Below are 13,521 nucleotides of genomic sequence, written 5' to 3'. Positions count from 1 at the left end.
GGACCACGCGCCGCGCATGGCACGGACGGACCATTTCGGCCCCGCCGGATGCCTACGCACCCCGACCGCGGCCCCGCCCCGACGCCACCACCCCGCTACCGCTGTCCCTGTTGGATCTTCCCGGTGTAGATGTCCCGATCATCCGGAAGCTGTACGGTGACCGGCGCCCCGAACCCGGACAGCAGCGTCGTCGACACCACCTGCACCGTCGGCCCCCCGTTGCCCCCGTTGGCGAAACTGAACCGGTGCCGCACCTTCCGCAGCCGCCCCGCCTCGTCCAGATACACGTCGAAAGGCACCGCGTTCGTACGGAACCCTCGCGCCGCCGCCGCCAGCGCCTCGCGTGATCCCGGCGAGGCGACCCGCGCTGCCCGCCCGATGTCCGCGGTCCCCCGGTAGTGCCGGACCACCACCCCGGCCAGCTCGCTCTGCCCCACGTACGTCACCTCGCGCGCCCCACGCAGAAGTTCGGCGGCGGCCATCGGATCGGTGGCTCCGCCGGTGACCAGATTGCCGTCCTCCAGGGCCGTCGTATCGACCCTGACCCACTTGCTGTCGGGCACTCCGGCGCCACGGTTCTTCATGTACAGCGCACCGGGGGCGAAAAGCTCGGTGATGGGACGGTGTTCCTCCTCGCCCGCGGCGTCCTTCGGCAGCACGAGCGTGAGCCGGCCGAGCTGCTTGCGGAAGTCGTACGCGCCTCGGCCGGTGATCGTCACCCGCGTCCCGCCGGCCGCGGTCTCCATCGACGTACGCACCTCGGCGGTTCCGCCGACGGTCCGCCCGCCTGGCTGATTCCCGCCCCTCCCGTCGCCCCCGGCGAGCACCTCGGCCGCCCGATGGACGACGTCGACGGAATCGGCCCCGCCCCGCTCGTCCGCGACGGCCCGGTCGCCGACGACACCACCACTGCCGCCACCGGCCGAGCATCCGGCGGCCGCCGCCATCACGCCCACCACGGCGAGGACGCAGACAGCGCGCGCCCCGCCTCCGGACCTGTGCTGCTGCACCACCATCGCCTGCCAACCCCCAACGACGTAACTGCTTGCCCGAGCACCCCGCCCACTTCGCATAACGACCACCCCTGTCCCCCGTCACGCCGTGCCCCCAGGCCTCACCGCCAGGTGGCCGTGCCAGTACCGTGGACGCGTGTACGACCAACACACCGACGAGGTCCCACCGGCCGCTCCCGGCGCGGCGACCCCACCCCCCACACACGAGCCGTTCACCATCGAACGCGGCTCGTTCTGCGTCGCCCGCTGCGGCTGCGGCTGGACCGGTCCGGCCCGCCGCTCCCGCGACCGCGCCCGCACGGACGCCGAAGAGCACTGCTCCGCCCCCTGATCACCGATCACCCCTCTGATCGCCGATCGCTTCCCCGACCGCCGATCACCTCCCCGATCGCTGATCACCCCGACCCGCGACGAGGCCATCACCCGGAGGTCCGATGAACCTGCCGAACCGGCGCACCCTGCTCACCGCGGGCGCGGCAACAGCCCTCGCCGGCGTCACCGCATGCAGCCCGGCCAACTCCAGTTCCGACTCGGGCTCCGGCAGCAGCCCTTCCACCACCACGACGCGCACCCCGTCGAAACCACCCGCGTCATCGGCCTCCGCCACCTCCCCGACGGGTCCGGCGAGCTGGTCCGCCCTCGCCAAGAGCCTCGAAGGCACCCTCGTACGCCCCGGCGACGCCACCTATCCGACCGCCCGTCAGCTCTACAACACCCGGTTCGACGACCAGAAGCCCGCAGCCGTCGCCTACGTCCGGCACGAGGCGGACATCCGTGAGTGCCTGGCCTTCGCCCGCCGCAGCTCCACTCCCGTCTCCATCCGCAGCGGCGGCCACTCCTACGCGGGCTGGTCGAGCGGCAACGGCCGCCTGGTCATTGACGTCTCGTCACTCGCTCGCGTCGACCGGGACGGCACCATCGGCGCGGGTGCCAAGCTCATCGACGTCTACCAGGGGCTCACCCCGCACGGCCTGACGATCCCCGGCGGCTCCTGCCCGACCGTCGGCATCTCCGGCCTGACCCTCGGCGGCGGCCACGGTGTCGCGTCCCGCGCGTACGGCCTGACCTGCGACAGCCTCACCGCAGCCACTCTCGTCACGGCCGACGGCACGACCGTGACCGCCGATGCCAAGCACCATCCGGACCTCTTCTGGGCGCTGCGCGGCGCGGGCAACGGCAACTTCGGTGTGGTCACCGAGCTGAAGTTCCGCACCCGCCCGGCCCCGCAGACCGTGATGGCGTACATGTCCTGGCCCTGGTCACGCGCCCAGTCCGTGATCGCGGCCTGGCAGGCATGGGGCCCGGACCAGCCGGACGAGATCTGGTCCTCCGCGCATCTGGCGGCCGGTCCGGGCGGCGGCAGCCCGACGGTGTCGGTCGCCGCGTTCAGCCTCGGCACCTATGACGACCTGCAGAATGCCGTCGACCGCCTCGCCGACCGGATCGGCGCATCGGCGACCTCGGTCTCGCTGCGCCGCCGCAGCTACCAGGACGCGATGCTCGTGTACGCGGGCTGCTCGGGCATCACCGACGCCCAGTGCCATCTGCCGGGAGCGACACCCGGCCGCACCCCGCAGGGCACGCTCCAGCGCGAGACGTACGCCGCCGCGTCCGACTTCTTCGACAGCTCTCTGTCCCCGGCGGGCCTGCGCGCCCTGCTCGACCGGGCCGAGGCGTTCACCCGGATCGGCGTGGGCCCGAGCGGTGGCGGCGGATCGATCGCGCTGACGGCGCTCGGCGGGGCGATCAACCGGGTCGACCCGGCCTCGACGGCCTTCGTCCACCGCCGCTCCCGGATGCTCGCCCAGTACATCGCTTCCTGGCGCCCCGGCACGGCCGGCACCGTCCAACAGGACTGGCTGAAAAACACTCACGCGGCGCTGCGGCGCTACGCGTCCGGGGCGGCGTACCAGAACTACACCGACCCGACGCTGAGCGACTGGCGGCAGGCGTACTACGGCACGGCGGCCGACCGGCTGACCCGTCTGAAGAAGCAGTACGACCCCGGGCGGCTGTTCACGTTCCCCCAGGCGCTGTGACGCGGGGGCGGCGGGCTGCGGAACGAACCCGCCCCGCCGCCCGCCGCCCCGGACCACCACGCCTGTATCGGCACCTGCGCCGATACAGGCGCCTCCCGCTACCGCCTACGCGGCCAGATCCTTCTCGCCGGCGCTGCCACCGGACCCCGGGCGCGGCTCGGGGATCCCGAGCGCCCCGCCCCGGCCCTCGGCCGTGGCCGGCACCGGTCGGCGCGACCGCACCAGCCGGCCCACCCGTTCCGACCGGGCGACGGCCGCCACCACCGGAGTCAGCAGCGCCATCGCGAGCGGCGCGAGCAGCAGCGCGGTGGCGGTGCCGAGCGCGAATCCGCCGATGACGTCGGTGGGGTAGTGGACCCCCATGTAGATCCGGCAGAACCCTTCCACCAGCGCGAGGGCGATCGCGGCGAACCCGAACTTGCGGTTGGCCACGAACAGCCCGACGGCCAGAGCCATCGCCATGGTCGCGTGGTCGCTCACAAAAGAGAAGTCGTCCTTCCCCGACACCAGGACGTCCAGCCCCTGATGGTCGCGGAACGGACGCGGCCGCTCCACGAAGCCCCGGATCGGAATGTTGACGAGCAGGGCGATGCCTGCGGCGAGCGGTGCCCAGACGATCCCGGCGACAGCCGTCACCGAGTCCTCGGCCGTGCCGCGCCGGCGAACGCACCACCAGCACCACAGGACCACCAGGACCATGCCGAGCATGATCCCGTACTCGCCGACGAACTCCATGACCCGGTCGAACCAGGTCGGAGCGGACCTCGCGAGCCCATTGATGTCGTAGAGCAGGCTGACGTCGGGGTTCGACCCATCCAGTGCGAGTCCAGCCATCTGCTGCGGCCCCTTGCCTTGTCTGCTGCCGCGGTGCACACCCGTGTGCACCGCTTATGACGAACCCCCGTGTTCGGTTCGACCACTGCTTCGGTCGCTACTTCGATCCCGCGGCGATCGCTCCTGCGTGATGCGTGTGACTGTGCCGGTCAGTGCCGCATGGTCAGTGCGCATGCTGTCCCAGTCCAGGGAACGACACGCTCCGGGCGTACGTTCCACTCTCCACCGAATGATCACCATGACGTTATCGAAGAGTGACTCATCGTCGCAGCTCAGGGCCCAGGCTTCACAGAGAGTTCCGGCCATGTCCGACGCCGCGTCATACCGTCGGCAGCACAGTCGGAAGCGCCGCGGCCCCGTCCTTCGTGACGCGTGTCGCACCGAAGTAGTCGGGCGTATCGATCTTGTCGAACCGGATCACGGCGCCGGTGTACGGCGCATTGATCATGTACCCGCCGCCGACGTACAGCCCGACGTGATGGATCGCCCGGGAGTTGGTCAGGTCGTCCGAGAAGAACACCAGGTCACCGGGGAGCAGCTCGTCCCGTGACGGGTGCGGCCCGGCGTTGTACTGATCGTTCGCCACACGCGGCAGCTCGATGTCGACGGTCCGGTACGCGGCCTGCGTCAGCCCGGAGCAGTCGAACCGTCCGCCCTGCTCGGCCGTGCCGTTCCCGCCCCACAAGTACTTCTTACCGAGCTTGTTCTGCGCGAAGTAGATCGCCCCGGCCGCCTGCCGTGACGGCTCGACCCGCCCGACCGGCCGGGCGAAGCTCTTCTCCAGGGACCGGATGATCTTGACGTAGTTCTGCGTCTCGGAGATCTGCGGTACGCCGCCCGCCTTGATCACCCGGTACGCACCGGCGTTGTACGCGGCGAGCATGTTGTCGGTGCGATCCCCCGGCACCTTCTTCACGTACCCGGCGAGTTCGCAGTCGTAGCTGGCGGCGGACGGGATCGCGTCGGCCGGATCCCATACGTCCCGGTCCCCGTCGTTGTCCCCGTCGATCCCGTGACCGGCCCAGGTCCCGGGGATGAACTGCGCGATGCCCTGAGCGTCGGCCGGGCTCTGGGCCCTGGGGTTCCATCCGCTCTCCTGGTAGAGCTGGGCGGCCAGCAGCGCGGGGTTGATGGCCGGGCAGAGGTTGCCCCACTTCTGGACGAGCGGCTGGAACTTCGCCGGCACTGCTCCCTTGGCCAGGCCGACGGCCCCGTTGCTGCCGGCGCTGCCGAGGCCGGCGGCAGCGGAGTACGTACCGACGACGAGCAGCGCCATGAAGCACACGGCCAACCCGATGCCGATCCCACCGACCACCCAGAATTTGCGCACCCCTCAACCATCCCCCATCGGGGCAGGGTTCAAGGGCCGTTTCGCGGGTGTGTGCGAGTTGTCCGGATCACCACCGTCATCGGAGCCGTCGCTGTCGCTGATCAGGCATCAGGACGCCCCGGTGGACCAGTAGTCGGAGCGGACGTGGGGACGGGGCAGCGGGTAGACACCTTCGTACGACGGGCCGTTCGGCTCGGAGGCGGAATCGGTGACCTCCGACTCCTTCACGCAGGGGCTGTCCGACTCGAAGAACGCCTGCCCCTTTCCGCGGAAACTCAGACTCAGGCCGAACCCGGACTTCGTCTGTGCGTAGACCGCCGGGAACTCCTTGTCGTTGTTGATCCCCTTGATCCGGTAGTCGTTCTTCCGCCAGAACTTCTCCACCAGGTCCAGGAATTCCTCGCGCCGCTCGGCCGACACGATGGTCATCACCGTGCGCCTGCGGGTCACATCGCAGCTTCCCGTGGTCGTCGGGCCGTGCGCCCACTGCACCTCGGGCTCGATGGCCTGCAGCACGGCGTCGAGCATGTCGTCGGACCGGTCGGCGGCTCCTTGCATGTCGATGGTGCCCTTCTTCCCTCCCGCTCCGGTCGTCCGCAGGGGATCGTTCGCACAGCCGGACAGCGAGAAGCCGAGAGCCAGGGCCACCGCAACGATCTGGAACATTCGCTTCATCGCTGTTCCTCCATCTTGAGCCGGCTGGAGTGGCCCGACACGATCAGAGCGATGCTGTCCGCCGCCATGGCGTCCCGTACCGGATCAAAGTACTGGGAGTGCGCCTCGCCACTCAGGCCGTGGCTGCTGATCACCGGCGGCCCATCGGCCACGGGGAAACGCCTGGCCCCGAATGCCTTGCTCGCCGGGTCCTTGCCGAACCACAGATCGTCGTCCCCCGGGTCGGCCAGATCCCCCGCGAGGTACGCCCCGGCGGGCCCCGCCAGCACCAACCCCACGGCGCCCACGGCCGACTGCAGCTTGGACGGAAGCTTGGTCACCGGGTCGTTCGCCGCGGCTCCGACAAAGACATGGCCGGCGCCCACCCCGAGGTCCACGGCATGGTCCACGCCCACCCCGGGACTGCCGACCAGGATGATGTCGTCGACCCCCGGAATCCCACCGAGGCGCTGCGTCGCCGCGCCCACCGTCCGCGAACCATGGGAATGCCCGATGGCCGTCAGATGGGGATCCTTGTTCTGATTGGTGGCTGCAATGCCGCCCATGAAGTCGCTGTAGGCGGCACCGCCCTTCACCGCCCGGCCGTCGCCCATGACCGCCAGGCTCCCCAGCCCGTCCGGGGTCTGCGGCGCGTCGTAACCGAGCCAGACGATCGCCGCACTGGACCGGTCGTACCCCTGGGCACCGATCGCCGTGTCCCGGGCCCGCTTGAGGTCGTTCTTCGCGAACTCCTCGTCGAGGGAGGTATTCAGCCCCGGCACATACGCCGACACATTCCTCGACATGTCCGGATTCCCGTACGAGACGATCGCCCGCCCGTTGCCTTCGTTCCCGATACCGAGCAGGAATATCGGCGGCTGCTTCCCGTTCTCCATCAGCTGCCGGTCGATCTCCCGCAACCCCGCCAGCTGCTTCTTCGACTTCGCGTCGTCCTGACCCTCCATCTTCCCGATCAGGTCACGCAGGTTGTCACGGTTGACCGTGTCCCGCGTCGCCGCCGGGATCCCGTCCAGATTGCCTATCCGGTCCGGGGACACCGCGAGGTACTGATCCCGCTGATCCTGCGTCAGCCCGTCCCACCACGCCTTGTGCCCGGCCGGAGTGGCATTGTGCGGGATGCGGGCATTGAGGTACGACCTCCGTAGCCATGAGCGCGCCGACCAGAGCGACGACCACCAGGACCGTCCGCAGATACTCCATCGCGCTCTGGCCGCGGTCCCGGCGTGACGTGATCGACCGTAGAGGAACGAACGGCTTGCGCGGGCCGCGCTGTTCGATACCGAGTTCGAACCACGCGCGTAGACTTCGATGAAAAAGAAGAACGGCGACGACGATCGGCATCACCAGTTGAGGCACACCTTGGCCGTCGCCGCCGTCGCCGCTCAGCGATGCCAGCGCGCCCAGGGCGAGCCAGACATGTACAGCGAAAAGACCACGCCAGATCCAGACGCCACCGGTTCGCACATACAGCGACAGTACGAACCCGGTAGCGCCCGGTAATGCCGCGTACAACAGCATCCCCAGCAACCGGCCGTCCACCGCATCGACCGAGGACGCCACCGTCAGCACGTCGATCGCGCCCACGACAGTGACAACGAAGATCACGCGGACGAGGATCAGCACCGCTTGCAGAACACTCGGCAGCGGCCGCCTGCCCGGACGGGCCATCACCACGCCCGCACCAGCGCCACCCGGAACCGCTAACCCTTGTATTCCAGACACGGCAAGTCCCCTACCTCGTGAGTGGGTGCAGTGATCAGCGGCCGGTCCGCATCTCCACGTATGCGACCACACAGGCACCGGGCAGGGCATGGGCCCCAGGACCCAAAATGAGTCTCAAGTTCCGCAACGTCAGGAAGCGCCGGCCGACCAGAAGTCGGAGTGGACGTTGGGACGGGGGAGGGGATAGACGTCCTCGTAGGCGGGACCGTTGGGCTTGGTGGTGGACTCGACTACCTCCGACTCCTTCACGCAGGGGCTGTCGACTTCGAAGAAGGCCTGGCCTTTGCCGCCGATGCTGAGGGTGACACCAAAGCCGTCTTTCGTCTGGGCAAAGATCGCTGGGACGTCGACATCATTGTTGATCGCCTTGATTCGGTATCCGATCTTGCGCCAGAATCGATCTACGACGCCCAGGAAGCTGCCTCGACGCTCCGCCGATACGATGGTCATTACGGTGCGCCTTCGAGTCACATCACAACTGCCCGTAGTGGTCGGGCCATGAGCCCATTGAACCTCCGGTTGAATCTCTGTCAACACAGCATCAAGAATGCCATCGGCGTGGTCCGCTGCTTCTTGCATGTTCATATCTGTCCTCTCGCCATCGCTTACACAGCCGGAGATCGGCGCACACAGTAGTAGTGCCATCACGATGGCCAGAGAGCGGCGACTCATCGGTACTCCTCCATCTTGATTTTGTGGGAGCGCCCGGCAGCAACCAGAGCGATACTTTTCGCCGATACCGCATCCCTTTCTGGATCAAAGTACTGAGAGTGCGCATCGATTGAAATCCCATTACTGCCGATCAGTTGCGGGCCGTCACCTACCGGAAAGCGCCTCGCACCAAACTCCCGACTAGCCGGGTCCTTGCCGAACCAGAGATCGTCATCTCCTGGGTCGGCGAGATCTCCAGCGACATGGGAAACGGATGGCCCTCCAGCGATCAACCCCACCGCACCGACAACAACTTGCTGCTTGGAAGGAAGCTTGGTCACCACGTCGTTGTCGGCCGCCCCGACGAAGACGTGATCCTTCCCGACTCCGAGATCCTCAGCATGGTCCACACCGACACCGGGACTGCCGACGAGGACGATGTCATCCACTCCGGGAATCCCGTCACCTTGCTGCGTGGCAGCTCCAACAGTGCGCGAACCATACGAGTGCCCAATGGCCGTCAGGTGCGGGTCCTCGTTGTCGTTCGTAGCCATCAGCCCCTCCATGAAACCGTTGAATGCGCGACCACCCCTTTCAGCCCTGTCGTCGCCCATTACCGCTAGGCTCCTCAGTCCGTCCGGTGACTGCGGTGCGTCATATCCAAGCCATACGATCGCCGCACTGGAAGCATCGTGGTCAATGGTGCCGATCGCCGTGTCTCGAGCACGCTTAAGATCCCCCTTCGCAAAATCCTCATCCAGGGAAGTATTCAGCCCCGGCACATAGGCCGACACATTCCTCGACATGTCCGGATTCCCGTACGAGACGATCGCCCGCCCATTCCCCTCATCCCCGATCCCCAGCAGGAACATCGGCGGCTTCCGGTCATCGTGCAGTTGCCGGTCGATCTCCCGCAGTCCCGCCAACTGCGTCTCCGCCTTGCCCCCCTCCTGTCCCTCCAGCTTCCCGATCAGCAGCTGAAGGTTGTCCCGGTTGGCGGCATCCCGTACCACCGCCGGGATCCCGTCCAGGTTGCCGATCCGGTCCGGGTACACCGCGAGGTACTCCTCACGCTGTTCCTGCGTCAGCCCGGCCCACCACGCCTTCCGTTCGGCCGGGCTCGCGTCGTACGGGATGGCGTCTTTCAGGTATCCGCGCGCCGCTCCCCGTACGGCTGCCGCGTCCGCCGCCGCGTCCGTCCAGGTGGCGTCGGGGACCTTCAGACCCTCCTCGGCCTTCAACTTCCGCAGGATCCGCGTGTACCGCCAGTCGATCTCCGTGGCCGTCCGTACGGCCTTCTCCACCCGGTCCGCGATGTCCTGCGCCTTTGCCGCGTGCGGGTTGGGTGCGACGAGCCCCGAGGACGGCAGCAGTCCCGGTGGTCCTCCTCCGGTCGCTGTCCCGCCCGGCAGCGGCTTGCCGTCGATCAGGCTCTCGCCGGCCTCCGGGTATGTCACCGACCCGTTCGCGTGCACCGTGAGCTTCAGGGCGTCCGCGTCGTCCAACGCCGTTTGCAACGCCCGCTGTTGGGCCCGCATCTCGTGCGCCAGGCTGTTCAGTGCGGTACGGAGCAGACCGCACTCCGTGTACACGTACTGGAAGTTCCGGCTCAGCTGCTGCAGCCGCGTCATCGCCGCATCGGCCGCCTCGCCCTGCTGCGTACCGTGCAAGCCCTTCATCAGCTGCCTGTCGATACTGTCCCGGCCCGCGTCGGCCCGGTTGCTCGCCCGGCCCCATCCGTCGGCCGCGCCCTCGAGCTCGGCGCACTTCAGGTCGCGCAACTGCGACCACGTGAGCGTCGAAGTCACTGCCCACCACCGCGCGCCGCCACCGGTGCGAAGGACTGCCGCACGGCCTCGTCCGTCTCGCCCTGGGCGCGAGCGACGTCCCGCAGTTTCCCGGCGAGGCTCCGGCACTCCCCGCGGGCGGCTTCGATCCGCCGCTCCCACGACTCGCGTACGGCGCCCAGTTCGGCCAGTGCGTCCAGCCCGGCGGTCCCCGTCACAACGCCCTCATGCGCGGTATTCAGCTCGGACTTCACCGGTCCCAGCTGCGTGTGCAGCGCCTCCGCTCCCCCGGCGGCCCGCATCCAGGGCCCATCGCTGTGCTTCAGCTCATCCCTGCCACCACCGCCGTCTCCCCCCGCCCCGCCCAGATCACTCAGCCTCTGCCTCTGCCCGCCCACCACGGCCACGCCGCTCACCCCGCTCCTTGATCGTGGAGCGGCACTGTGCCAAATCCGGCGCGCCCGACATGCCGACCGCAGCAGCCCGCGGGGCGGGCGTACGGCCCTGAATCCCAAGGCCCTGCCGCCCGCCTCACCCCCAGCAGGATTCACTCGAATGGTGGGCCCTCGGACCAGGGCGACGACCCGAACGCGGGCCTCTGTCGAGCAGAACGACCTTGGCGACAAGCGATCACATTCGAGGCCGTCACAAGGCCCTGCTCAAGGGTCCGTTCGAGGTCAGATCGAAAAAAACACATCTGGCCCACATAGGCCCAGTCAACGCCAATAACACACATTTCTCATGGTTTCATCTCGCCATGGAGGAGATCAGATGATGACTGGAGACCGACGGCAGGACACGTACAAACAGGCGGCCACGTCGCGGCGGCGCGTGCTGGCCGCTGCCGCACTGGCACCGGTGCTGGCCGGGGCGGGGGCAGGGCCGGCCGCCGCTCGCGCGGTGTCCGCCGGGGCGGCCGGGGCCTGGCCTCACAGGCCGGTCAAGCCGGTGACCACCACCGAGTCGGACTGGGCCGGTGTAGCGCAGGAGCTGGGTCGTCGCGGCAGCATGCTGCGAGGAACGACGTACCACACAGCCTTCCCCCGCAGAGATCTTCACGTGATCTCCGACGGCGTCACCATCACACCGGCGCTCGCACTGGGCACGCACGTGGCCTTCGTCCGTTACGCCGACGGCAGCACGATGGTCATGGGCGATGTGGCGGTCACCGAGGACGAACTGCAGCAGGTGACCGACGCCTTTCAGGCGAACGGAATCTCGCAGACCGCGCTCCACAAGCATCTGCTTGCCCAGAGCCCCGACATCTGGTGGACCCACGTCCACGGACACGGCTACGACGCAGTGGCCCTGGCGCACGGCCTGCGCGCGGGATTCGACCTCACCGGGACCCCGCCGCCAGTACCGACCGGCCAGCCGGTCCCCATCGACCTGGACATTGACGGAATCGAGGCCGAGCTGGGCGCCAAGGGTTCCATCGACGGTCTGGTCTACAAGGTCGTCTTCTCCCGCCGCGAGACGATCTGCGACGGGCATCTGGTGCTGCCTCCCGGTCTGGGGTCGACCAGCGCATTCATCTTCCAGCCGCTGGGTGGCGGCCGGGCCGCGCTCAGCGGCGACTGCGTCATGCTCGCCGATGAGGTCCAGAACGTACTGGGGGCCCTGCGGAGCGGCGGGATCAAGCTCGTCGAGCTGCACAACCACCACTTGTCGGAAAACCCCCGCCTGTTCTTCACCCATTTCTGGGCCGTGGACGACGCCGTCAAGCTCGCCCAAGGGCTGCGCCCCGCGGTGGATGCCACCAACGTCGCGCCGGCCGGCTGAACGACAGGGCAGGGAGCGGGTTGTTCTCGGGGGCCCGCTCCCGACGTCCCTGCGCAGGAGCCTTCGGCATCACCGGGGCGGGCACTTCATCTGGGGCAATTACCCCGGAGCAGCGCGCGCCCCGGTGGACAACGGGTACCTATCACCCGTTCATCCCACTGGGTCAATGAAACACCCATTAGATCCCTTATCTGGAGCTCCGTATGGAACCAGTCGCCACCCCACGGAACTGCCCGTTCGACTATGCCGAGGCCCTCGAATTCGACCCGCTGCTCAGGCAGCTGCAGTCCGAAGAACCCGTTGCCCGCATCCGGCTGCCCCACGGCGACGGAGAGGCATGGCTCGTCACCGGCTACGACGACGTGCGCACGGTGACCACCGACCGGCGTTTCAGCCGCAGCGCCATCATCGGCAAGAACTTCCCGCGCATGACTCCTGAACCCATCGTTCAGGACGAGGCGATCAACGTCATGGACCCGCCGGCCAGCAGCCGCCTGCGGAGCCTGATCTCCAAGGGTTTCGCGCCGCGCCACATGGAACGCATGCAGGTTCGCACCCAGCATGTGGTGGATGAGCTGCTGGACCGTATGGAGAAGCACGGTTCCCCCGCCGACCTCTTCGAGCACCTGGCGGCCCCGCTGCCCCTGACCACCATCTGCGAGGTCCTCGACATTCCCGAGGCCGACCGCTCGCAGCTGCGTGCCCACGCGCGGACCATGATGGACACCACCATCGACAACCGGGACGACGCCGTCCGGGCCAAGGCCGACCTCCGCGCCTACTTCACGACGCTGACGGCGGACCGGCGCGAGAACCCGGGGGACGACCTGATCAGTGCGCTGGCCACCGCCCGCGACGGGGATGAGCTCCTCAACGACCAGGAACTGACCGTCATGGCCATGGTCCTGCTCATCACCGGCCAGGACACCACCACGTACCAGATCGGGAACATCGCCTACACCCTGCTCACCCGGCCCAAAGAGCTCGCCATGCTGCGCGAGCGCCCCGAGATGCTCCCGCAGGCCATCGAGGAGCTGTTGCGCTTCATCCCCTTCCGCAAGGGCGTCGGCATCCCCCGCGTCGCCATGGAAGACACGGAACTGAGCGGGGTGAAGATCCGAGCAGGCGACATCGTGCACGTCTCCTACCTGACGGCCAACCGCGACGGCCGGAAGTTCGACCGGCCCGACGAGCTGGATCTGGAACGAAACGGTCCGTCCCACATGACCTTCGGCTGGGGTGGCCATCACTGTCTCGGCGCCCCGCTCGCCGCCACGGAACTCCAAGTCGCACTCGGAACCCTTCTGGAACGCTTCCCGGACCTCAGGCTGGCGAAGCCGGCCGAAGAAGTGCGGTGGAACAAGACGTCGATCTGGCGCTATCCGCTCGCACTTCCCGTCACCTGGTGACGTCGATATCTCAGCAAGCCATCGAGCCCTTCCGCCCGGCAACGAGGGCGGCGCCGATCGGGTGAAGCAGCGCCACAACGGCACGCGGACACCGGCGGGGCCGCCCCGCCGTGCGTGATGCCCCCGCACGGCGCGGTGCGTCCCGCCCTGTCACGGGCCGCACCGCCAAGGGCAGCGGAACGGGACGTGCGCGGGCCGGACAGTACCCGGCTCCGGGGCCCGCGCGCCGTCACCGGGGAAAGGGCTGTCATCGGCCCCGGAAGGGGCTGTGACCGGCCC

General features: G+C 68.3%; 11 protein-coding genes and 1 pseudogene. 4 read left to right on the top strand and 8 right to left on the bottom strand.

The window, feature by feature from the left end:
• Window positions 1-95: 95 nt before the first annotated feature.
• Window positions 96-1,016 carry a hypothetical protein gene (locus ABZV38_RS02015; protein WP_356323546.1) on the bottom strand — a complete coding sequence of 307 codons (921 nt, stop codon included), beginning with the start codon at window positions 1,014-1,016 and terminating at the stop codon, window positions 96-98.
• A gap of 133 nt (window positions 1,017-1,149) precedes the next feature.
• Here ABZV38_RS02015 and ABZV38_RS02010 point away from each other — a divergent pair, with 133 nt between their 5' ends.
• Both ABZV38_RS02010 and ABZV38_RS02005 read left to right on the top strand, forming a co-directional pair.
• Window positions 1,150-1,344, top strand: coding sequence for a hypothetical protein (locus tag ABZV38_RS02010; RefSeq protein ID WP_356323544.1), 195 nt, complete (start codon window positions 1,150-1,152; stop codon window positions 1,342-1,344).
• Window positions 1,345-1,447: 103 nt separating this feature from the next.
• Window positions 1,448-3,052: an FAD-binding oxidoreductase gene (locus tag ABZV38_RS02005; protein WP_356323542.1), complete on the top strand. Its 1,605-nt coding sequence runs from the start codon at window positions 1,448-1,450 to the stop codon at window positions 3,050-3,052.
• A 105-nt stretch (window positions 3,053-3,157) separates the two neighbouring features.
• On the opposite strand, the gene ABZV38_RS02000 is transcribed toward ABZV38_RS02005, so the two are convergent.
• From ABZV38_RS02000 to ABZV38_RS01970, 7 genes and pseudogenes are all read right to left on the bottom strand, one after another.
• Window positions 3,158-3,886 carry a phosphatase PAP2 family protein gene (locus ABZV38_RS02000; protein ID WP_356323540.1) on the bottom strand — a complete coding sequence of 243 codons (729 nt, stop codon included), beginning with the start codon at window positions 3,884-3,886 and terminating at the stop codon, window positions 3,158-3,160.
• 319 nt (window positions 3,887-4,205) lie between these two features.
• The gene (locus ABZV38_RS01995) at window positions 4,206-5,216 is read right to left on the bottom strand and encodes a bifunctional lytic transglycosylase/C40 family peptidase (RefSeq protein WP_356323538.1); all 1,011 of its coding nucleotides are present in this window, start codon (window positions 5,214-5,216) and stop codon (window positions 4,206-4,208) included.
• A 108-nt stretch (window positions 5,217-5,324) separates the two neighbouring features.
• Complete coding sequence (locus ABZV38_RS01990) at window positions 5,325-5,891, bottom strand: hypothetical protein (RefSeq protein ID WP_356323535.1); 567 nt, start codon at window positions 5,889-5,891, stop codon at window positions 5,325-5,327.
• Window positions 5,888-7,559, bottom strand: a pseudogene (locus tag ABZV38_RS01985) (alpha/beta hydrolase). Before ABZV38_RS01985 ends, ABZV38_RS01990 begins: the two are co-directional and overlap by 4 nt.
• 183 nt (window positions 7,560-7,742) lie before the next feature.
• On the bottom strand, window positions 7,743-8,258 hold the full coding sequence (locus tag ABZV38_RS01980) for a hypothetical protein (RefSeq protein WP_356323906.1): 516 nt from the start codon (window positions 8,256-8,258) through the stop codon (window positions 7,743-7,745).
• Between the two features lie 23 nt (window positions 8,259-8,281).
• A complete protein-coding gene (locus ABZV38_RS01975) occupies window positions 8,282-10,072 on the bottom strand; it encodes an alpha/beta hydrolase (RefSeq protein ID WP_356323533.1) in 1,791 nt (596 codons plus the stop codon).
• Complete coding sequence (locus ABZV38_RS01970) at window positions 10,069-10,467, bottom strand: hypothetical protein (protein WP_356323531.1); 399 nt, start codon at window positions 10,465-10,467, stop codon at window positions 10,069-10,071. The genes ABZV38_RS01975 and ABZV38_RS01970 overlap by 4 nt, the downstream gene beginning before the upstream one ends.
• 355 nt (window positions 10,468-10,822) lie before the next feature.
• Between ABZV38_RS01970 and ABZV38_RS01965 the strand changes: the two genes are divergently transcribed.
• Window positions 10,823-11,833, top strand: a complete 1,011-nt coding sequence (locus ABZV38_RS01965; RefSeq protein WP_356323529.1) for a DUF1259 domain-containing protein — start codon at window positions 10,823-10,825, stop codon at window positions 11,831-11,833.
• A gap of 203 nt (window positions 11,834-12,036) precedes the next feature.
• Window positions 12,037-13,242, top strand: a complete 1,206-nt coding sequence (locus tag ABZV38_RS01960; RefSeq protein WP_356323527.1) for a cytochrome P450 — start codon at window positions 12,037-12,039, stop codon at window positions 13,240-13,242.
• Window positions 13,243-13,521 lie beyond the last annotated feature (279 nt).

This window comes from Streptomyces sp. NPDC005181 (assembly GCF_040608395.1).
Lineage (GTDB): Bacteria > Actinomycetota > Actinomycetes > Streptomycetales > Streptomycetaceae > Streptomyces.
The sequence above is the reverse complement of the archived record's forward strand: the minus strand, read 5'-3'. Positions and strand labels throughout refer to the sequence as shown.